This is a genomic window from Kibdelosporangium persicum (genome assembly GCF_013280595.1).
Lineage (GTDB): Bacteria > Actinomycetota > Actinomycetes > Mycobacteriales > Pseudonocardiaceae > Kibdelosporangium > Kibdelosporangium persicum.
On record NZ_JAAATY010000001.1, the window covers coordinates 12,804 to 33,187 of the forward strand.

General features: G+C 68.4%; 21 protein-coding genes and 1 pseudogene. 11 read left to right on the top strand and 11 right to left on the bottom strand.

Going from position 1 to position 20,384, the window contains the following annotated elements; all coding sequences use genetic code 11:
* Positions 1–7: 7 nt before the first annotated feature.
* The gene (gene mtlA / locus GC106_RS00065) at positions 8–1,108 is read right to left on the bottom strand and encodes a mannitol-specific PTS transporter subunit IIC (protein ID WP_173123012.1); all 1,101 of its coding nucleotides are present in this window, start codon (positions 1,106–1,108) and stop codon (positions 8–10) included.
* A gap of 29 nt (positions 1,109–1,137) precedes the next feature.
* Positions 1,138–2,082, bottom strand: coding sequence for a 1-phosphofructokinase (gene pfkB, locus GC106_RS00070; protein ID WP_173123014.1), 945 nt, complete (start codon positions 2,080–2,082; stop codon positions 1,138–1,140).
* 126 nt (positions 2,083–2,208) lie between these two features.
* On the opposite strand from pfkB, the gene GC106_RS00075 reads away from it, so the two are divergent.
* From GC106_RS00075 to GC106_RS49660, 5 genes are all read left to right on the top strand, one after another.
* Positions 2,209–2,970 (top strand): DeoR/GlpR family DNA-binding transcription regulator, encoded by a 762-nt coding sequence (locus GC106_RS00075; RefSeq protein ID WP_173123016.1) that lies wholly within the window; start codon positions 2,209–2,211, stop codon positions 2,968–2,970.
* A gap of 94 nt (positions 2,971–3,064) precedes the next feature.
* Entirely contained in the window at positions 3,065–3,343 is a 279-nt protein-coding gene (locus GC106_RS00080) for an HPr family phosphocarrier protein (protein WP_173123018.1), read from the top strand.
* A gap of 64 nt (positions 3,344–3,407) precedes the next feature.
* Positions 3,408–4,028 (top strand): helix-turn-helix domain-containing protein, encoded by a 621-nt coding sequence (locus GC106_RS00085; RefSeq protein ID WP_173123020.1) that lies wholly within the window; start codon positions 3,408–3,410, stop codon positions 4,026–4,028.
* A complete protein-coding gene (locus GC106_RS00090; RefSeq protein WP_173123022.1) occupies positions 4,025–6,439 on the top strand; it encodes a VIT domain-containing protein in 2,415 nt (804 codons plus the stop codon). Before GC106_RS00085 ends, GC106_RS00090 begins: the two co-directional genes overlap by 4 nt.
* A 63-nt stretch (positions 6,440–6,502) precedes the next feature.
* A complete protein-coding gene (locus tag GC106_RS49660; RefSeq protein ID WP_376777695.1) occupies positions 6,503–6,766 on the top strand; it encodes a TniQ family protein in 264 nt (87 codons plus the stop codon).
* A gap of 481 nt (positions 6,767–7,247) precedes the next feature.
* Here GC106_RS49660 and GC106_RS00095 read toward each other — a convergent pair whose 3' ends face one another.
* On the bottom strand, positions 7,248–7,853 hold the full coding sequence (locus GC106_RS00095; protein WP_173123024.1) for an SMI1/KNR4 family protein: 606 nt from the start codon (positions 7,851–7,853) through the stop codon (positions 7,248–7,250).
* 566 nt (positions 7,854–8,419) lie between these two features.
* Positions 8,420–9,919 (bottom strand): carboxylesterase/lipase family protein, encoded by a 1,500-nt coding sequence (locus tag GC106_RS00100; RefSeq protein WP_173123026.1) that lies wholly within the window; start codon positions 9,917–9,919, stop codon positions 8,420–8,422.
* An 85-nt stretch (positions 9,920–10,004) separates the two neighbouring features.
* Here GC106_RS00100 and GC106_RS00105 point away from each other — a divergent pair, with 85 nt between their 5' ends.
* The 3 genes from GC106_RS00105 (at position 10,005) to GC106_RS00115 (ending at position 12,636) form a co-directional block, all read left to right on the top strand.
* Positions 10,005–10,523 (top strand): hypothetical protein, encoded by a 519-nt coding sequence (locus tag GC106_RS00105; protein WP_246364582.1) that lies wholly within the window; start codon positions 10,005–10,007, stop codon positions 10,521–10,523.
* An 85-nt stretch (positions 10,524–10,608) separates the two neighbouring features.
* Positions 10,609–11,352, top strand: a complete 744-nt coding sequence (locus tag GC106_RS00110; RefSeq protein WP_173123028.1) for a DUF899 domain-containing protein — start codon at positions 10,609–10,611, stop codon at positions 11,350–11,352.
* Positions 11,353–11,412: 60 nt separating this feature from the next.
* Positions 11,413–12,636, top strand: coding sequence for an FAD-binding protein (locus tag GC106_RS00115; RefSeq protein ID WP_173123030.1), 1,224 nt, complete (start codon positions 11,413–11,415; stop codon positions 12,634–12,636).
* Here GC106_RS00115 and GC106_RS00120 read toward each other — a convergent pair.
* Positions 12,629–13,579, bottom strand: coding sequence for an alpha/beta hydrolase (locus GC106_RS00120; protein ID WP_173123032.1), 951 nt, complete (start codon positions 13,577–13,579; stop codon positions 12,629–12,631). The two genes, GC106_RS00115 and GC106_RS00120, sit on opposite strands and share 8 nt — an antisense overlap.
* Before the next feature lie 133 nt (positions 13,580–13,712).
* On the opposite strand from GC106_RS00120, the gene GC106_RS00125 reads away from it, so the two are divergent.
* Positions 13,713–14,153 (top strand): MarR family winged helix-turn-helix transcriptional regulator, encoded by a 441-nt coding sequence (locus GC106_RS00125; RefSeq protein WP_173123034.1) that lies wholly within the window; start codon positions 13,713–13,715, stop codon positions 14,151–14,153.
* 104 nt (positions 14,154–14,257) lie between these two features.
* Here GC106_RS00125 and GC106_RS00130 read toward each other — a convergent pair whose 3' ends face one another.
* From GC106_RS00130 to GC106_RS00150, 5 genes and pseudogenes are all read right to left on the bottom strand, one after another.
* Positions 14,258–14,908: a response regulator transcription factor gene (locus GC106_RS00130; protein ID WP_173123036.1), complete on the bottom strand. Its 651-nt coding sequence runs from the start codon at positions 14,906–14,908 to the stop codon at positions 14,258–14,260.
* On the bottom strand, positions 14,909–16,033 hold the full coding sequence (locus GC106_RS00135) for a sensor histidine kinase (protein WP_173123038.1): 1,125 nt from the start codon (positions 16,031–16,033) through the stop codon (positions 14,909–14,911).
* A 14-nt stretch (positions 16,034–16,047) separates the two neighbouring features.
* Positions 16,048–16,863: an ABC transporter permease gene (locus GC106_RS00140; protein WP_173123040.1), complete on the bottom strand. Its 816-nt coding sequence runs from the start codon at positions 16,861–16,863 to the stop codon at positions 16,048–16,050.
* A pseudogene (locus GC106_RS00145) lies at positions 16,853–17,683 on the bottom strand (ABC transporter ATP-binding protein); the annotation flags it as partial. The gene GC106_RS00140 and the pseudogene GC106_RS00145, both read right to left, overlap by 11 nt.
* 62 nt (positions 17,684–17,745) lie before the next feature.
* Positions 17,746–18,285, bottom strand: a complete 540-nt coding sequence (locus GC106_RS00150) for a hypothetical protein (RefSeq protein ID WP_173123044.1) — start codon at positions 18,283–18,285, stop codon at positions 17,746–17,748.
* Between the two features lie 188 nt (positions 18,286–18,473).
* On the opposite strand from GC106_RS00150, the gene GC106_RS00155 reads away from it, so the two are divergent.
* Complete coding sequence (locus GC106_RS00155; protein ID WP_173123046.1) at positions 18,474–19,367, top strand: zinc-binding dehydrogenase; 894 nt, start codon at positions 18,474–18,476, stop codon at positions 19,365–19,367.
* Here GC106_RS00155 and GC106_RS00160 read toward each other — a convergent pair.
* Positions 19,364–19,936: a sigma-70 family RNA polymerase sigma factor gene (locus tag GC106_RS00160; RefSeq protein WP_312872325.1), complete on the bottom strand. Its 573-nt coding sequence runs from the start codon at positions 19,934–19,936 to the stop codon at positions 19,364–19,366. The genes GC106_RS00155 and GC106_RS00160 overlap by 4 nt on opposite strands.
* Positions 19,937–20,085: 149 nt before the next feature.
* Between GC106_RS00160 and GC106_RS00165 the strand changes: the two genes are divergently transcribed.
* Positions 20,086–20,382, top strand: a complete 297-nt coding sequence (locus tag GC106_RS00165; protein ID WP_173123048.1) for a GNAT family N-acetyltransferase — start codon at positions 20,086–20,088, stop codon at positions 20,380–20,382.
* Positions 20,383–20,384 lie beyond the last annotated feature (2 nt).

Here is a 20,384-nt window from a genome sequence, read left to right on the forward strand (position 1 = left end):
TTTCCTTTCAGGACTTGACAGTCCCGCCGTTGGCGACTTCCTGTTCACGTTCGGCCTTCCTGGCGTCCCGGCCGAACTTCAACAACAGCGCCGCGATGATGAAGGACACCGCTGCCGAGATGACCACACCGGCCAGCACGCCGAACCAGCCGCCCTTGGGGGTCACGGCGAGGATCGCGAAGATACTGCCGGGCGAAGGCGTGGCGGTGAGACCCGCGTCGAAGATGCTGAAGACGAGCACACCGGACGCGCCACCCGCGATGGCGGCGAGGATCAGCCGCGGCTGCGCCAGGATGTACGGGAAGTAGATCTCGTGGATGCCGCCGAGGAACTGGATCACGATCGCGCCGGGCGCGGTCGCCCGGGCGGCCTTCATGCCGAACAGCGCCAGCGCGACCAGGATGCCGAGGCCGGGGCCCGGGTTCGGCTCGATCAGGAACTCGATGGCCTTGCCGCTCTCCGCCGAGTGCGTGACGCCCAACGGCGACAGCACGCCGTGGTTGATGGCGTTGTTGAGGAACAACACCTTCGCGGGCTCGACGATCACCGAGACCAGCGGCAGCAGGTGCGCGTCCAGCAGGAACTGCACGCCGTTGCCCAGCGCCTTGGTGATGCCCTCGACGACCGGGCCGATCGCCAGCGAACCCAGCACGGCCATGGCACCGCCGATGATGCCCGCGCTGAAGTTGTCGACCAGCATCTTGAAACCGGCGCCGACCTTCTCGCCGACCGAGTTGTCCCAGAGTTTGAGCAGCAGCGCGGCCAGCGGGCCGACCAGCATGGCACCGAGGAACATCGGCACGTCCGCACCGACCGCGATACCGACCGTCGCGACGGCACCGACCACGGCGCCGCGCTGCCCGTGCACCAACCGGCCGCCGGTGTAGCCGATCAGGATCGGCAGCAGCAGCTTGACCATCGGATCGACGAGTTCGGCCAGCTGGGCGTTGGGCAGCCAGCCCGACGGGATGAACAACGCGGTGATCAGGCCCCAGGCGATGAATGCGCCGATGTTGGGCATCACCATGCCGGCGAGGTGGCCGCCGAAGCGTTGCACCGAGGCCCGCAGCTGGTGCGCCCGCGATGGCGCGTCTTCAGTCTTTGTCATCGTCGACACTTCCTGTACTGGTGGTGCTTTCAGTTGTCCCCGCGTAGTTCCCGGCCTGCCTTGATCCGTGGGTGCACCTCGACGAGGTGCGGCCGGAGGTCGTCCGGCCTGGGCATGGTGCTGCCCGGCAGCGACACGGCGGCCGCGCCCCATGCCACCGCGGACACCAGTGCCGCCTGTCCTTTCCCTCCCGCGGCGAGGAATCCGGCGAGCATGGCGTCACCGGCTCCCACCGAGCTCCTGGCGAGCACGACCGGCGCTTCGGCGTGCCATGTGCCGTTCTCGTCCACGAGCACCGCGCCGTCCCGGCCGAGGCTGGCCAGTACTGCCTGCGCGCCCGCCGCGCGCAGTTCCTGCGCGGCGTCGATGACGTCCTGCAGCGTCGACAGAGGACGCTGGACGGCCTCTTCGAGCTCGTGGTGGTTCGGCTTGATCAACGCCGGGCCGGCCGCGACGGCCGCGCGCAACGCGGGCCCGCTGGTGTCCACGACGACCCGGATGTCCTCACCGGACAACCGGTTGATCAGGTCGGCGTAGAAGCCGTGGTGCACTCCGGGCGGCAGGCTGCCCGCGAGGATCACGCAGGACGCCTTGTGCGACGCGGTGATCACCGCGTCCGCGAGCGCCCGGCACTCCTGTTCGGTCAGTCGCGCGCCCGGTTCGTTCAGCTTGGTGACGGTGGCGTCCGGTTCGATCACGCTGACGTTCATCCGCACCGGCCCGAGCGTGGGCACCCGGACGACGTCGATGCTGTAGTCGCTGAGCAGGCTGATCAGCTGCTCACCCTCGGCGCCGCCCGCCGGAACCACGGCGCGTGCCTTGATCCCGTTGCACACCAGGGCCCTGGCGACGTTGATGCCCTTGCCGCCGGGCTGGACGTGCACGGCGGTGGCCCGGTGCAGGCCGCCTCGCACGAGCGCCCCCACCTCGACCGTCCGGTCGATGCTCGGGTTCGCCGTCACGGTGACGATCACGCTCGTTGCCACCTCCATGTGGTGCCACGCACATCCAGAGTGGATTTAGGTGATTGTGCATGTGTTCATGTTGGTTTGCAATACCTTGCCGTTGCTGGCGCGCACGAATCAACATAAAGTCACACCATGTACGCGGAGGAACGGCAGCAGGTGATCCTCGAGAGGGCCAGGGCGAAAGGGCGTGTCGACGTCGCCGCGCTGGCCGAGGAGTTCGACGTCACCACCGAGACCATCCGGCGTGACCTGACCGTTCTGGAGCGGCACGGTGTGCTGCGCCGGGTGCACGGCGGCGCGATCCCGGTCGAGCGGCTGGGTTTCGAGCCCGCCTTGTCGGTGCGCGAGACGGTGATGACCGACGAGAAGGACCGGATCGCCAAGGCCGCGCTGGCCGAGCTGCCGGAGAACGGGACGATCCTGCTGGACGCGGGCACCACGACCGCGCGGCTGGCCGACGCGTTGCCTGTGGACCGTGAGCTGACCGTCGTCACCCATTCGGTGAACATCGCGCTGTCGCTGATCACCCGTCCGAATGTGACGGTCATGCTGGTCGGCGGGCGGCTGCGGAGCCGTACCCTCGCTTCGGTCGACGCGTGGGCGTTGCAGGCGCTGCGCGACACGTTCGTGGAGGTCGTCTTCATCGCCACGAACGGGCTCTCCGTGGAACGCGGGCTCACGACGCCGGACCCGGCCGAGGCGATGGTCAAGAAGGCCGCGATCGCCAGCGGGCGCCGGTGTGTGCTGCTCGCCGACCACACCAAGGTGGGCAACGACCACTTCTCACGCTTCGCCGACCTGAGCGACATCGACACGTTCATCACCGACACGGACATCGACGACTCCGTCGCCGAGGAGATCTCGGCCGCAGGTCCTCGAGTCGTCCAAGCGTGACCAATTAAAACAAAGCAAACCAACATGAAACCCTTGATTAACCACAAGGGATTTGCTTACCGTTGGCTCTTTCGGCGATGACGGAGGAGAGCTGATGGCGACGATCCGGGTGAAGATCGCGTCCACCGTCGGGCTGCACGCCCGCCCGGCCGGCCTGTTCGCGCAAGCCGCCGCGCGGCAGCCCGTTCCGGTGTTCATCGGTCGTCCAGGTGACAAAGGCGTCGCGGCGTCGAGCATTCTGGCCGTGATGGCGTTGGGTGTGAAGCACGAGGAAGAGGTCGAACTGTCCGCGGAGGGCGACGGCGCCGAAGCGGCGCTGGAGGAGCTGGCGGCGCTGCTGGCGCAGGATCTGGACGCCACGCCCGCTTCGTGACAGTCATCCCCAGGACTGACACTGCAACATTGACAGTGTCAGATGGCTCTGGCACTCTGGCAGTATGAGCGAGCTGTGGACGATCGAGCAGCTCCCGGACCAGGTCGCCGAGCTGCTGTCGGAGAACTACGACGGCCAGCGCAACGGGCGGGTCCGGGAGCTGCCGAACCGTCGCACGATCCGGTGGTACACCACGATCGGCCTGGTGGACCGGCCGGTGACCACGCGCGGCCGCACCGCCTACTACGGGCAGCGTCATCTGCTGCAGATCGTGGCGGTGAAAAAACTGCAGGCCGCGGGGCGCTCGCTCGCGGAGATCCAGGAACTGCTCGTCGGGGCGACCGACGCCCGGCTGGTGGAACTGGCCGGGCTTTCGGTCGACGTGGTGCGACCGCGGGTCGACGTCCGGCCGGCCGGGCAGTTCTGGAAGGGGCATGCGAACGGCCGCTCCACGGTGTCCTCGTCGTCCTCACCGGATGTCGACGACACTGCAACACGCAATGACAGTGTCGCGAGGCTCGTCCACGGAGTCCGTCTTTCTGACAGTGTCACTGTCGTGCTGGAGGCCGCCGGCCGTGCCCCCGGCGCGGACGACCTGGCCGCCATTCAGGCGGCCGCCGCGCCGTTGCTGGAGTTGCTCGGCCGAATCGGCCTGGCGCCGACCACTGGAGGGGAAGACCGATGAGTTTGCGCGTCGACGTCAGGGAATCGATCGCGGCGCCCGGCACGCCGAGTGAGGACGACGGCCTGGGGTGCCTGCGCACCGACCGGGGCAACCTGCCACTCGACCTGATCGACGTCCGTGCCGCGATCAGCGGGCTGGCGACCAGCGTCGAGGTCACCCAGGGCTTCCGCAATCCGCATGACGAACCACTCGAAGCCACGTACATCTTCCCGCTGCCGCCCCGTGCCGCCGTGACCGCGCTGCGGATGGAAGCCGACGGGCGTGTGGTCGAAGGCGTGCTGAAAGAGCGCGGCGCGGCCAGGGAGAGCTACGACCAGGCGATCGCCGAGGGCAAGCGCGCCTCCATCGCGGAGGAGGAGCGGCCCGGCGTCTTCACCATGCGGGTCGGCAACATCATGCCCGGCGAACGGGTCAGCGTGCACCTCACGCTCGCCACTGCCCTGTCCTATGAGGACGATGAGGCGACGTTCCGGTTCCCGCTGGTGGTGGCGCCCCGCTACATCCCGGGCGAACCACTGGCGGGCGGCCAGGTCGGCGACGGCGTCGCCGAGGACACCGACGCGGTCCCGGATGCGTCCCGGATCAGCCCGCCGGTGCTGCTGCCCGGGTTCCCGAACCCGGTCCGGCTGTCCGTCGTGGTCGACGTCGACCCGGGAGCCCTGCCGCTGCACGGCATCTCCTCCAGCCTGCACGCGGTGATCACCGAGGACGCGCCGACCGGCCTGCGGGTCCGGCTCGAGCCGGGGGAGCGCGCGGACCGGGACTTCATCCTGCGCCTGCGCTACGGCGCGGAGGCGATCAGCACGTCACTCGCGGTCCTGCCCGAGGGGGAGTCCGGCGGTACGTTCGCCCTGACCGTGCTGCCGCCGTCCGCCAAGACCGCGGCACGTCCTCGTGACGTCGTGCTGGTGCTGGACCGCTCGGGCTCGATGGGTGGCTGGAAGATGGTGGCCGCCCGGCGGGCCGCGGCGCGAATCGTGGACACCCTGGGTTCCACGGACAGGTTCGCCGTGCTGGCGTTCGACCATGAGGTGCTCACACCGCCGTCGTTGCCGGCCGGGTTCGTGGAAGCCAATGACCGCAACCGCTTCCGTGCGGTGGAGTTCCTGTCCGGTCTGGACGCCCGCGGCGGCACCGAGATGCTCGCCCCGCTGCACCGTGCCGCGACGCTGCTGGCCGAGTCCCCAGACCATGACCGCGTTCTGGTCCTGGTGACCGACGGCCAGGTCGGCAACGAGGACCAGTTACTGCGGGACCTGGCGCGGGGCCTGGCCGGAGTCCGGGTGCACACGGTCGGTGTGGACCGCGCGGTGAACGAGTCGTTCCTACGGCGGCTCGCCGGCTCGTCCGGCCGGTGTGAACTGGTGGAGTCCGAGGACCGGCTGGACGACGCGATGCGGAACATCCACCGGCGCATCGGCTCGCCGGTCGCCGTCGGCCTGCGCCTGGCCTCCTCCGGCCTCGCGGTGGACGAGGCGTCGCTGGCGCCGAGCCCGATGCCGGACCTGTTCGAGGGTGCGCCCGTGGTGGTCACCGGCCGTTTCACCGGCCCGGCCACGGGAGCCGTCACGGTGAGCAGCGCCGACGGCTGGACGTCCGCGGTCTCGGCGGTGCCCGGCGACAACCCCAGCCTCGGTGCGCTCTGGGCGCGGGCCCGGATCCGCGACCTGGAGGACCGCTACATCGTGGGCACCGGAGACCAGTCGGCGGTGGAGACCCAGATCGTCGACACGTCACTGAAGTTCGGCGTGCTGTCCCGCTTCACCGCGTTCGTGGCCGTCGACCAGCGAGTCGTCAACGAAAGCGGAACCGTGCACAAGGTGACGCAGCCGGTGGATCTACCCAGCGGGTGGGAACAGGACACGCTCCACCGAGGCATGCCCGCTCAACCTGTGGCCGCGGCGGCCATGTCACCCATGGCCTACGGCGCCGCACCAGCCGACTTCGGCTGGAACCAAGCCGGTGCCGCCCCTGCCGCCCCCGGCGGCGTACCTGCCCGCAGCGCCCCACAACCCGGCCGCGCGGTGCCGCTCGCCGGAAAGTTCGGTGCCCGCCCCGCCTCCGCCCGTCCCCGTGGCCGCGGCGGCGCCCAGTCGTTCGAGGAATCAGCCGCTCCCACCTTGGCCGACTTCGTCGTCCAGCACCTGAAGTCCCTGCAGGCCGCGGCCAACGAACCGCTCCCAGCCCGAATGACCCTGCTCCAAACCCTTGTCCAGGGAATCAGGGCCAACCTCATCACCTGGCTGACCACCAAAGAACCAGAAGACGCCCGCACAACCCTCACCACCCTGGCGGACGAACTCGACATCCCCACCACCGACCCCGCCGAGTTGGAACGCCGCTGGCACCACACCATCACCACCCTGGAGTCCCTGAAACCCCGGCCCCGAAAGGCCTTCTGGAAACGTTGACGACAAGGTCCGGGTCGGCAGGCCTTCGGATGTGCACGCCTGCCGACCCGGCCTACGGCCCCGCTGGACGGCATGACCTTGAGGCCCGTCGACGGGCACATGATCACGCTGGAAACCAACCGACGAGCGGTGGCCACGTCGGTCTGGCGGGGCCGCCGGGCCGGATCGCGGTTCTGCCCGCATTGCCTCACCGAACGCGACGGTCGTTGGGTACTGCGCTGGCGGTTTGTCCTGGGTGTTCGCCTGCACCCGGCACTGTTACATGATCACTGCTCACGTTGCGGCAAGATGCCGCGCCACGAAGGGAAAACGGCGGCTCCGAGATAACCGTCACGCGATGCGCACGCGGGTACAACATCCCGGCCCGGACGCCGGGCATCACCAGCCACCCACAAATGGTCATCAAACCTCCGACGACCTTGCATCGCGGCATTCGCGGTGCTGTCGAGAATGGACTCCCTGGCTGGCAACGTCTGGACCGTTTCCGCGCGATGCACGACATGGGATTCGTAGAGCCCTGCTCTCACGGCGGTGCCACGGCCGTGTGAGCCGGACGGCCACGTCGATGTCGGTGTCCGGGGCGTCGCGATCGAGCTCTGCGACCACGAGACCAGGCTGTCCATCGCTGTTACAGCGTCGGTGTGCGACAGCGTTTTCATCGGGTTTCGTCGGCGAAAGGCCGCCGGGAACGGGGCGGGTAGGTCGGCCTTCTCGGGTGTCTGCCTGGCCTTCGCCTGTTGATGGTTGCGGCGATCCAGTCATCGACCCATGCGCCGACATGAGGGAGAGGCTGGTTTCTGATGCCCGTTCAGCCGAACATGTCCGCGTAAGGATCGGGTTCGCCGGTCATGGGGTCCAGGCCCGCATGGAATCGCCGTTGCTGCTCCCGGTGATGGACAAAGGACCCCACTCGTCCCCACAACGACAGATCACTGAGAGGGCACTCGTCGAACTCGGCGGTCATGAGCCTACGAATGAACTCGGCCATGCCGCACTCGAACAGGGCCCACGGCGGCGATTCGTGACGGCGCCAGACCACCACCGGCCACAGGTTCGGGTCCAGCCCGGTCACCAGCCAACCCAGCTCGTTCGCGTTACACCCGGTTCCCCAGGACAGCACCTGGTTCGCGCCCGGCGGAACTCCAGGAACGCCACCCTCGGTGTCCCACAGATCACGCAGCTGCTTGGTGTGCTCGGAGATCGATCCCGACCAGCTGTTGTCGGTAGGCAGGGGCGGAAGGATGATCAAGTTGTCGATGGCTCCACCGCCGTAGACAGCCATGAAGGCGCGATAGTCGTCGGGCAGGGAAGTACCCAGGCGGGCCTCGGCCGCCGCCCAGTCAACGCGCTCGTCGGCACCGTGATCGTTGGGCATGACCCGCAGAAGTGCGTCGATGTCGGCGCGATCTGCCATCTCTCCTCCTGGACGCCCGGGAGACGCATCGTATCCAGAGCAACGGCAATCCAGACTGCCGGGCGGGAGGAAACTCATCGGGTTGGGCGGTGTTGGGTCGCCTCGCTCCGCTCGCGTGTGGTGAGGGCTCCACGTCGCCTCGGTGCGAAGCCGGTCGTGGTCGGGCAGGCCAGGACCGATCCTCCAGCCGAGGCGTTCGTAATCGGTCTCGCCCAGCCACCGCGCACAACACTGCTCTACCCGGAAGGGAGCACCACCAGCAGTGATCAACTACCACGGAAGCCGCGGGAGGAAGCCGCCGAAGTGATCACTTCAAAGCGGAAAGGACACCACTGTGGACAGGCTCAGGCCGGGGGTCGCTGTTGTCATGTCCGGCCGGAGGTGGGCGGTGTTCAGCTTTGCGGAGCTCGTCCAGGATGTCTTCGGTGGTGCGCACACGTCACCGAAAGTTCGTGCGTCGGGGTTCGTGGTGATCGGTTTGCCACGGACAGTCGCGCTGCCAACGATCCTGCTGCCGATGGCGGGCCGATCCCGCGGCCGGTGCCGCGGGATCGGATCACCGGTGTTCAGCGAACGGAACGCCAGAACCCGCAACGGTGTTCGCCTGCCAGGTCGACCGGACCGGTGTCGTCGATCGCCAGCGACATCACGGTCGCCGAGCCCCGGCGGTACTCCGGCCACCGCGGTCCGGGGGCGCCGGTCCTGGCGAAGGATGTCCAGTAGCCGATCAGCCGTTCCGCGAACGCGTTCTGTTCCTCAGTGAACGACGGCGGCATGCGGTCGATCAGGTACTCCAGGTCGGTGCCGTGATAGGCGCCGAGTTCAGGGTATTGGTGTGACGGTTGGGCATATTCGAACGCGTACACCGGAGCGCCGCGTGTCGCGGCGTCGATCGCGGGCAGTTGCGTGCACGCGCCCACCATCGCGCCGTAGTCGGTCAGCATGGTCCCGAGGGCGCTGCCCGGCGTCTCGTAGGCGGTCACCGGATACTCGGCGAGAATCCTGTCAGCTTCGGGGCCGAACAGCTGCTGGACGGTCTCCGGGTAGTTCGTCGCGGTGAGCGTGGGGTACGACACCGACACGTGGGCACGCATCTCATGCTTGGTGCCTCCGTGCAGAAGCGGAACGTCCGCTGCGGTGCCGAACTTCAGTGCCGTCAAGGGTTGCAGTGGCAGCAGAGTGGTTCCTGCGACCGGCATCCAGGGCTTGTCGGCGGCCCGGCGGTGCGCCTTGAACGTCTGCTCGCTGTCAGCGGGCCTGATGAGACGCTCGACCGGCGTGTCGCGTAGGCACCGCTCGGTGTCGGTCTCACAGCCCACATCGGTGGCGAAGGCGCGCCCACGGTCGGTTGCGGTCTGCCGGTCGAGTACGTCGTTCCCGCACGGCGCGCTCTGCACGATCGCCTTGTCGAACAGCCCTCGTGCGCTGGGTGATGCCAGTTGCGAGCAGACGCTCACCCCGCCGCCCGACTGACCCCACAGCGTGACGTTGCGCTGGTCGCCGCCGAACGCCGCGATGTTCTTCCGCACCCAACGCAACGCGGCCTGCTGATCGGCCAGCCCGAAGTTGCCCGCGTACGGATCGTCCAACGCCGGATGCTTGAGGAACCCCAACGCGCCGAGGCGGTAGTTGAACGTGACCACGATGGCGTTCTGCTTGACCATGCGCTTCGGGTCGTAGGCCGCACCCCAGCCGTTGACGAGCCCGCCGCCGTGGACGAACACCATGACCGGCAACGGACCGGTGATTGTGCGCGGTGTGGTCACGTTGACGAAGAGACAGTCTTCGCCGCCGATGAGTCCTTCTCGCCCGATCTGCGCGCACGCCTGGCGTGGTTGGGTCGCGTCACGCTCTCCCTGCCATGGGTCCGCTGGGCGTGGTGCACGCCAACGGATTGGCGGTGCCGCGTAGGGGATGCCTTGGAAGCTGCGGTGCTCGGCTGTCACGGTGCCTCGTACCCAGCCTTCTTGTGTTCTGACGCGGTCGTCATGGCTCGGTGCGGCTTCGGCGGGTAAGCCGAAGGCCAATGCGACCGCCGCGAGGACGCTCACTGTCTTGATTGTCATGCGCTTACTCTCGCGGCGCTGGCGTCGACAGTCGTCCGTTGACCGCCGTATCGGTTTGTACGTCGGCGACCGTACGCTCGCAGGTATGCGGTGGCCTTCGCGGATGATGGCGGCGGCGGTGCTGAGTGGCGTACCGTCCACTGTGCACGCCTTGCTCACCGGACACGATCCGCTGGCCGCCACGCGCGCGGCCGCCACCCTGATTCCCGGCCTGCCGTTGCGCGCCCACGATCCATCGCACCGGGAATTCGCCCGGGGGAACCCCTTGATTTCACGTTACCAAGAGGGTCTGACAGTTCTGGGCGGCGTCGCGGTGCACCTGGTGGTTTCGGCCTTCTGGGCCGCGGTGATCGAAGCTGTGGACTCCCGGGCGAAGGCGGGCGGATCGAAGCTGATGCGCGGAGCGGTGGCGGGCCTGCTGATCGCCGCGCTGGACCTGGAGATCATCGGCCGGCGGCATCCCGCTGTCCGCGCCCTGCCACGACTTCCGCAGTGGCTCGATCATGTGACGTTCGGAGTTCTGGTCACAGCGTTGGCCAGGCCGGACGGTCCGGCGTCAACCGCCTTGAGCATCCGCCCGCCATCGGCGGTCGGCCGCGGGTAGTCGTCCGACGCCCAGAGAAAATTTTCACGCGAACCGATGAGTTTCCGGCCCTGCTCTGGTCTACAGAGCACGAAAGGAGAAGAACATGAGTCTTCCTCAGATCGTGTCGCGGGACGAATGGCTGGCCGCCCGGCAGGAGCTGCTGGTCAAGGAGAAGGCGGCGACCAGGGCGCGGGACGAGCTGAACGCCGACCGCCGCAGGCTGCCCATGGTCGAGATCGACAAGGAGTACGTCTTCGAAGGCCCGGACGGCAAGGCCGGCCTGCTCGACCTGTTCGAGGACCGGCTACAGCTGGTGGTCTACCACTTCATGTTCGACCCGGAGTGGGAAGCCGGCTGCCGGAGCTGCTCGGGGTTCCTCGACGACCTCGGGCACCTCACCCACCTCAACGTCCGCGGGACCACGTTCGCGGCGGTGTCGCGGGCGCCGTTCGAGAAGATCGCCGGGTTCAAGGCGCGAATGGGCTGGAACGTGCCCTGGTACTCGTCCTACGGCAGCGACTTCAACCACGACTTCGACGTCACGCACGACGAGTCGGTCAAGCCGATCGTCTACAACTACCGGTCCAAGGAAGAGCACATCAACGCCGGGACCGGCTACTACATCGAGAACGCCGGCCAGCCGTTCGAGCTGCCCGGGCTGAGCGCCTTCCTGCGCGACGGCGACCGCGTCTTCCACACCTACTCGACCTACGGCCGGGGTGTCGAGCTGCTCACGAGCACCACGGCCATCCTCGACATCACCGCCCTCGGCCGCCAGGAGGACTGGGAGGAGCCCAAGGGTCGCACCACGGGTCTCGGCGCCCAGGCAGGCAGAACTCCCTCGTGAGTGTTCATCAGGGTTAGAACACCGATAAACACTCACGAGGGGGCCTGTAAGACTGGGTGGGTGGAGAAGAACTGGGCAGGCAACGTCACCTACCGTGCTACCGCGATCCACCATCCGGCCACCCTCGCCGATCTGCGGTCGCTGGTGGCGAGAACCCGTCGCATCAGGGCGTTGGGGACAAGGCACGCGTTCAACGAGCTCGCTGACACTGGGGGTGAGCTCGTCTCGCTGGCGCGGATGCCGAAAGAGGTCGAGGTCGACTCCTCGGCCGCCCAGGTTCGGGTGTCGGCGGGCCTGAGGTACGCGCAGTTCGCCGAAGACCTCGACCTGAAGGGCTTCGCGCTGCCCAACCTCGCCTCGCTGCCGCACATCTCGGTCGCCGGTGCCACGGCGACCGCGACGCACGGATCGGGGTCCGGCAACGGAAGCCTGGCCACTTCCGTTGCCGGGCTGGAGATCGTGACCGCGGACGGTGAGCTGCGGACGATCAACCGCGGCGAGGAGGACTTCGACGGCGCCGTGGTCAACCTGGGCGCGCTGGGCGTCGTCACCGGCCTGACGCTCGACCTGGTCCCCGCGTTCGAGATCCGGCAGTACGTCCACGAAGGACTTCCCCTTGGCGACGACGTCCTCGCGGTGCTGGACGGCGCCTACAGCGTCAGTCTGTTCACGGACTGGTCCAGCGACACGATCAACCAGGTCTGGGTGAAGCAGCGCGCCACCGACCCGGAGTTCGTTCCCCCGGGCACGACTCCCGCGGACGGCCCGAGACACCCCGTTCCGCACATGTCGCCGGAGAACTGCACGCCCCAGCTGGGCGTTCCGGGCCGCTCGTTCGAGCGCCTGCCGCACTTCCGGCCGGAGTTCACGCCGAGCGCGGGGGAGGAGCTGCAGACGGAGTTCATGGTGTCCCGGCAGGACGCGCTCGCCGCGTTGCGAGCCGTGCACGAGATCCACGACCGGGTGCACCCGGTGGTGCAGATCAGCGAAGTCCGTGCCATCGCGGCGGACGAGCTCTGGCTGAGCCCGTTCCACCGGCGCGACACCGTGAGCATCCACTTCACGTGGATCGCCGACGCCGCCCGGGTCTTGCCGGTGGTCTCCCTGCTCGGCGAGAAGCTGGCGCCGTTCGACGCGCGCCCGCACTGGGCGAAAATCTTCGACATGACGCCGGAAGTCCTGCGGTCGCGGTACGAGCGGCTGCAGGACTTCCGTGACCTGGCTCGTCGGCTGGACCCGGAGGGAAAGTTCCGCAACGAGATGGTCGACGGGCTGCTTAGCTGAGTGCCTTGCTCAGCACGGCGACCGCCTGGTTGATGGCCGCTTCGGCGGCGTGCGTCTCCCGCAGCGCGTTGACCATCACGAAGTCGTGCACGATGCCCTGGTACCGGACCGCGGTCACCGGCACGCCGGCCTGACGCAGCTTGGCCGCGTAGGCCTCGCCCTCGTCCCGCAGCACGTCGGCCTCGCCCGTGATGACCAGGGCGGGCGGCAGGCCGGCGAGTTCTTCCAGGGACGCCCGCAGCGGCGACGCGGTGATCTCCGCGCGCTGCGCCGGGTCGGTCGTGTACTGGTCCCAGAACCACTGCATGCCGTCGCGGCGCAGGAAGTAGCCCTCGGCGAACTCGTGGTACGAGCCGGTGTCGAAGCTGGCGTCGGTGACCGGGTAGAACAGCACCTGCTGCTTGAACGTCACGTCACCGCGCTGCTTGGCCATCAGGGTGAGCGCCGCGGTCATGTTGCCGCCGACCGAGTCGCCCGCGATCGCGATGCGAGTGCTGTCGAGGTTCTTCTCGGCACCGTGCTCGGCGACCCACTTCGCGGCGGCGTAGTTCTGCTCGATCGCGACCGGGTAGCGGACCTCCGGGGACCGGTCGTACTCGGGGAACACGACGGCCGCGCCGGTGCCTACGGCGAGCTCGCGAACGAGGCGCTCGTGGGTGTGGAAGTTGCCGAACACCCAGCCCGCGCCGTGGATGTACACGATGACCGGGAGCGGACCGGTCGCGCCCCGCGGCCGGACGATGCGAACCTCGGGGACGCCGGGGACGTCGGTCAGGGTCTCGATGTCGGCGGGCGGCATCTCGACCGGGCCGTCCTGGACGCCGTCGACGGCGGCGCGGCCTTCGGCGGGCGGCAGTTGGAAGAGGTACGGCGGCTGGGCGGTGGCCTCGACGAACGCCTGGGCGGCCGGCTCGAGAGCGATGTTGCGCGGGTTGGCGGTCATTTCTCTGTCCTCCTTGGTTCGAGCTGATGACAAGAAGTTAGCTCGCAACTAGGTTGTACACAACTAATTTGAGCGAAATGAGATGCGGACCACTTGAGTTGCTCCTGACTGAGTTGTGAGTCACCATGATGGGATGTCGTTGCGTCTCGATGAGCAGGTGTGCTTCGGGCTCTACTCCGCGTCCCGTGCGGTGACGTCGCTGTATCGCGTGCTGCTTGAGCAGATGGATCTGACGTACCCGCAGTACCTGGTGATGCTGGCGCTGTGGGAACGGGACAATCGTCTGGTCAAGGAGCTCGGCGCCGAGTTGAACCTCGACTCGGGCACGTTGTCGCCGCTGCTCAAGCGTCTGGAGGCGACCGGGTACGTGCAGCGTACGCGGCAGCCGGACGACGAGCGCTCGGTGCGGATCAGCCTGACCGAGGCCGGAACGCGACTGCGTGACCAGGCCAAGCGGATTCCGCCGGTCGTCGGTGAGGCCATGGGCCTGGACGACGAGGGGCTCACCAGGATGCGTGCCGACCTCGACCGGCTGACCGACTCGGTGAACGCCTACCGCGAGTCGCTGGCCTGAGCGAACCGGCCGGCGAGCGCGCGGACCCCGGCGATCAGCTCCGGCGGTGCCCGGCGGTGGACCGGAGATCCTGGCCGGTGACCTCCGGGAGTTCTTCGCGGGCCTCAGGTGAGACCGGACTGGTAGGCGAAGACGACGAGCTGGGCGCGGTCCCGCGCGCCGAGCTTGATCATGGCGCGGCTGACGTGGGTCCGGGCCGTGGCGGGGCTGACGACCAGACGTTCGGCGATCTCGTCGTTGGTCAGGCCCTCGCCGACCAGCCCGACGATCTCCAGCTCGCGCTGGGTCAGCGTGCCCAGTCGCGGGTGCGGTTTGACCGCCCGCGACGGGCCGGACGCGAACTCGCTGATCACCCGGCGGGTCACCGAGGGCGAGAGCAACGCACCGCCGCCCGCGACGAGTTTGATCGCCGAGACCAGTTCGTCCGGTTTGGTGTCCTTGAGCAGGAAACCGCTCGCGCCGTGCCGCAAGGCGTCGAAGACGTACTCGTCGAGCTCGAACGTGGTCAGCACGATGATCCTGGTGTCCGCCAGGCCCGGGTCGGCCACGATCCGGCGGGTCGCCTCGATACCGTCGATGCCCGGCATCCGGATGTCCATCAGCACCACGTCGGGCCTGGTCTCGGCGGCCTTCGCCACCGCCGCCAGGCCGTCGGCGGCCTCGCCCGCGTACGCCAGGCCGTCCTCGTTCTCCACCAGCGTGCGCAGGCCGACGCGGATCAGGTCCTGGTCGTCGACGATCAACACCCGGATCATCTAGTCATCCCCCCGTGCCGGTATCGCCGCCCGCACCTCGAACCGGCCGTCGTCGGTGGGGCCCGCGCTGAACTGTCCGCCCAGCGAGGTGACTCTCTCACGCATCCCGGGAATGCCGAACCCGTCGCCCGCCGCCACGCCGTTCACGGGACCGGGCACGGCGGGATCGGGCACGGCGGGATTCGACACAGCGGGGTTGGACACGGCGATGTGGACGGCGTCGGGTTCGTAGCCGACCTTGACCGTCGCCCGCTTGACCGGACTGTGCTTGAGCACGTTCGTCAACGACTCCTGCACGATCCGGTATCCGGCGAGATCCACCGCGGCGGGCACGGCACGTTGTGGGCCGACGACATTGAGCCGGACTTCGACACCCGCGTGACTCATCCGGTCGGTCAACTCGGGCAGCAGGCCAAGGCCAGGCGCCGGGGCACGACCACGCACCACGGTCAACGTGGCGCGTAGTTCGTCCAACGCCTCCGTGCTGGTCTCGCTGATCGCCTTCAGCGCGATCTCGGCCTGCTCCGGCTTCCTGGTCAGCAGGTGCAAGGCGATGTCCGCCTGCATCTTGATCGCCGCGAGCCCGTGACCGACGACGTCGTGCACTTCCTGGGCGACCCGCAGCCGTTCGTCGGACACGCGTTCCCGGATCGCCTCGGCCCGGGCGCGTTCGGTGGATTCCCGGTTGACCCGGATCATCACCCCGATCGCCAGCGGGATGATCGCGAAGCCGCTGGCCGGGATCAGCCCGTACAGGCCGCTCGCCGACGCCGGATGCGCGAGCAAGTGCGTGACCAGGACCGCCAGCGCCATGCCGGTGGCGGTCGCGGCCCGGACCAGCGGCAGGTGACGGCCGACGGTGTACGTCGCGACCGCGAACGTGCCCATCACCGGTCCGTACGGGTAGGCCAGCAAGAGATACGTCGTCAGCAGCACAGTGTTGACGCCGAGCGTCGCCTCCGGCCACCGCCGCCGAGCGGTCAGCGCCAGTGCGCTGCCGGCGGCCAGGACGAATCCGAGCAGGTCGATCGGCCGGTCCACGTCGGTCATGTGGTGCGTCGCGGCGGCCCCGACGACGCTGAGCGCCGTCAGGACCACCGCGAGGGCGATGTCGCCGACCTTCATGTGCGCACCCCGGTTCAGTCGATGTCGCGACGCCGCAGCAGCCAGCCGCCGAGCACGGCGAATGCCACCAGGTAGGCCACGATAACCACGCCGGCCTGTGTTCCGCCCACGATCGGGTCGACTCCGGGCGGGCCGGTACCGATCAGCGACGCCACCAGCGCGCCCGCGTTCGGCCCCGGCAGGCCCTTCTGCACCTCGTTCACCCAGTCCAGCAGGGGCGCCGCGATCGAGGACAGCAGGTTCTGGATCGCCAGCATCCACACCAGGCCGAGCCCGATCGGCAACGCGACCCCGCGGAACACGATGCCCAGCGCCATCCCGAGGGCACCCCACATCATCGTGACCAGCCAGCCTGCCCCGAACCCGCGCACGATGTCCACAATGGACGGCCAGGTCATCGGCTGGTCCGCCAGCGCGGCGACCACAACGCTCGCCGACGCGCTGAACGCGAGCAGGGCGAGCACCAAAATCGCGGTGCCTGCCGCGACCGTGACGAGTTTGGCCGAGTAGACCCGGACCCGGGAAGGTCGTTGGGAGAGCACGGTTTTCCACGTCTCCCAGCCGTACTCGCCGCCCGCGACGAGCACGCCGAAGATCAACGCCAGAGCGCCGACGAACAGCGGGAGCCCGCCGATCGCGCCGGACACGAACTGCCCGGGCAGCATCGCGGTGAGCCCCCGGCTGACCGGTCCTTCGGTCGTGCCGGTGTACCCGGCGTACGGGATGACGTAGGCGAAAGTGAGGGTCTGCACCACGGCGATGCCCAGCAGCAGCCAGATCGCCGGGCGGTGCACCTGTTTGGTGATCTCGGCCCTGATGTCAGCCCACATTCCGGGCACCTCCGGTCAGTTCGAGGAAAGCCTGTTCCAGATCGGGTTCCCGCCAGCGCAGTTCGCTGACCTCGATGCCGTGCCCGACCAGTTCCGCATTGATCTTCGAGGCCTGGCCGGGTTCGACCTCCAGGTCGAAGACGGCGTCGTCAGCCAGCATGCGCTCGTCTCCGACGAGTGCCGACAACACGGTCTGTGCCCGGTCGAACGGGTGCGCCACCACGCGTAGCGTCCCGCCTGCCCGTAGCTCGGCGACGGTCGTCTCGGCGACCAGTTCGCCGCGCGTGATCACGCCGACGCGGTCGCAGATCTGCTCGACCTCAGCCAGCAGATGGCTGGACAGCAACACCGTGCAGCCACTCGCGGCCAGCTCGCGGATGGTGACACGCATGTCGGCCATCCCGGCCGGGTCCAGCCCGTTGGTCGGCTCGTCCAGAACGAGCAGTTCGGGTTGCTTCACCAGCGCGGCGGCCAGACCCAGGCGCTGCTTCATGCCCAACGAGTACGTCGAATACCGGTCACCGGCCCGCCCGGTGAGCCCGACGGTGTCGAGCACGGCGTCCACTTCGGACCTCTTGACGCCCGCGTGGTCCGCCAGCACGGTCAGGTTCCTGCGGCCGGACAGGTACGGGTAGAACGCGGGCCCTTCGATCAGCGCGCCGACCCGGTCGAGATACCCGGGTCCCGGCGGTTTGCCGAGCAGCCGGACACTGCCGGACGTCGGCTTGACCAGGCCGAGCAACATGCGCAGCGTCGTCGTCTTGCCCGCGCCGTTCGGGCCGAGGAACCCGTAGACCTCACCGGGCCGGACAGTCAGGCTCACGTCCTTCACGGCCGTGGTGCCGCCGAAGTTCTTGGTCAGCTTGGTCGTCTCGACCGGGTTCATGACTTGTCCTTCCTCAGCCGCCCCCACGGCTTGATCACGGAGATGACGGTCGCGAAAAGCACGGCGCCGGTCGACACGATCGGCGGGAACACCAGGTCGCCGGGGACCTCACCGGCCATCGTCCGGCCGTACTCGGCGGCCTCCTGCACACCGGCGCGCAGCGAGAAGACCACCAGCAGCACCAGGATGACGTTCATGATCAGCTTCACGAACACCCACCAGTACCTGGCCAGGCCGTACTTGGTGCCCAGACCGAGCACGACTCCGCTGGCCAGGCACACGACCCCGGTGATGATCAACGGCCAGACCGCGAACAGTTCGAGCGCCTGGTAGGCGATCGCGGCCGTCTGTGGATCGGCCGTCCCCCTCGCGGTGAAGACCAGCACGGCCATCACCAGATCCATCCCGATCCACGCTCCCGCGGCCGAGATGTGCACGATCAGCCATATCTTGCGGGCGGTCTTGCCCAGCCTCGTCGATGCTCTTGGCCGCGCCGACGCCGGGCGTGTCGGTGAGCTCAGCACGTTCGTTGTCATGCCTGGAATCGTCGCCGGGTGACGGGCCGCGGGCGTCAGCGCCGGCGCGGATCTCCGCGTACGCAAATCTGCGTACATGTCCACAGGGGACTGCCGGGGTGCGGGACACCCGGATCAACGGAATAGGCCTGGGGCAGGGGTGGTTGAGGCAGCTGTTCGGCCAGTTCGACTCGCCTATGGAGGCTGTGATGCGTGCCCTGGTCACCACCCCGGACACCAAGTTCGGGTTGCAGTTGCGGGAGGCTCCCGACCCGGCGCCGTCACCCGATCAGGTTCTTGTCGAGGTGCGCCATGCCTCCCTGAACCACGGAGATGTCGGGTACTCGGCGACCGAAGCCCCTGGCAAGGTCATGGGCTGGGACGCGGCAGGCGTGGTCGTCCAGGCGGCGGCGGACGGCACCGGCCCGGAGGTGGGAGCACGCGTACTGACCTACGGCCCGGACGGCGCGTGGGCGCAGAAGCGCGCGGTTTCGGTGAACGAGCTGGCTGTCGTGCCGGACTCGGTGGACCTGGCGGTGGCGTCCACGCTGCCGGTCGCCGGGGTCACCGCGGTGCGCGCGCTGCACCGGTCGGGAGCGATCGCGGGCAAGCGAGTGCTGGTCACGGGCGCTTCCGGCGGTGTCGGCCGGTACGCGATCCAGATCGCGGCGCGGGAAGGCGCGCACGTGGTCGCGCTCGCGCGGCGGGGCGAAGGGCTTGCCGAGCTCGGCGCCCGGGAAGTCGTCGCCGACCTGGACGACGTCGAGCCGGTCGACGTGATCCTGGAGAACGTCGGCGGTCCGACACTGGTGCGAGCGTGGGCCCTGCTGAAGACCGGCGGCGTGCTGCAGAGCATCGGGTGGACGTCGATGGAGCCCGCGGTGTTCCAGCCGTACGCCACGGTCGTCCCGGCGAAGTCGCTCGTGTCGTTCCAGGCGGGCAACGGCTACGCGTCCGACCTGGAGTACCTGCTCAAGCTGGTCGCCGACGGCGAACTGAAGGTGGACATCGGCTGGCGCGGCTCGTGGACCGACTTCGACGAGGCCGCCGCGGCACTGTTCGGCCGTCAGGTCTCCGGCAAGGCCGTGCTGGACATCGACTAGATAGCGAAGCGCCGCCGAGGTGTGTCGGTGTCCTTCATCGACGTGATCAGGTCGTCGCGGGCCCTGGCCACGCGTGACCGGATCGTGCCGACAGGGCAGTCGCAGACCTCGGCGGCGTCAGCGTAGGACAGTCCGAGCGTCTGGGTGAGCACGAACGCCTCGCGGCGTTCGGTGTCCAAGGACCTGATCAGCTCTTCGAGGACGACACCTTCCTCGAAACCGGCCACCTGCTGCACGCGCTCGGCCGCGGCCTGCCAGTCGGGCACGTCAGCGTGGCGCGGCCGAACCTGGGCCGCCCTGATCTGGTCGACCACGACCCGGCGCGCGATCGACAGCAGCCAGGTCCGCGCGGACGAGCGCCCTTCGAACCGGGCCAGGCTGCCCAACGCACGCAGGTAGGTCTCCTGCGCGAGGTCGTCGGCCAGCTTCGGGTCGGCGAGATGCGCGACGAACCGCCAGACGTCCCGCTGAGTGGCACGGATGAACCGCTCGAGGGCGGTCCGGTCGCCACGCCGGGCCTCGAACGCCAACTGGGTGATCTCCGTGTCCTCAGGCCTCACAATTACCACAACGTAGTGGATCGATCCCGAGTCCGGTCACCCGCCGGTCGGACCAACCTCCCGGACCGCGCTTTCCCCAGCGTACGGCTCGTGAGTGGTTATCCGGGTTCTAACCCGGATTTTCGCTCACGAGGGGTTGCTGGCCTACAGTGATCACGATGACCGACCACACGAAGCAAGTTGTCCGAAACGACGACAAGAACCGGTACGAGGTGCTGCTCGACGGCGAACTGGCGGGCTTCGCCGCCTACACCCCGCGGGGTGACCAGGTCGTCTTCACGCACACCGAGATCGACGGCGCCTTCGCGGGCAAGGGACTCGGCAAGGTGCTGGCCGCCGGCGCGCTGGACGACGTGGTCGCCCGCGAGCTGGTGATCGTGCCGGTGTGCCCGTTCATCGCCGGCTTCGTCCGCAAGAACGAGCAGTACGACGGCCACGTCAAATGGCCTGAATGAGC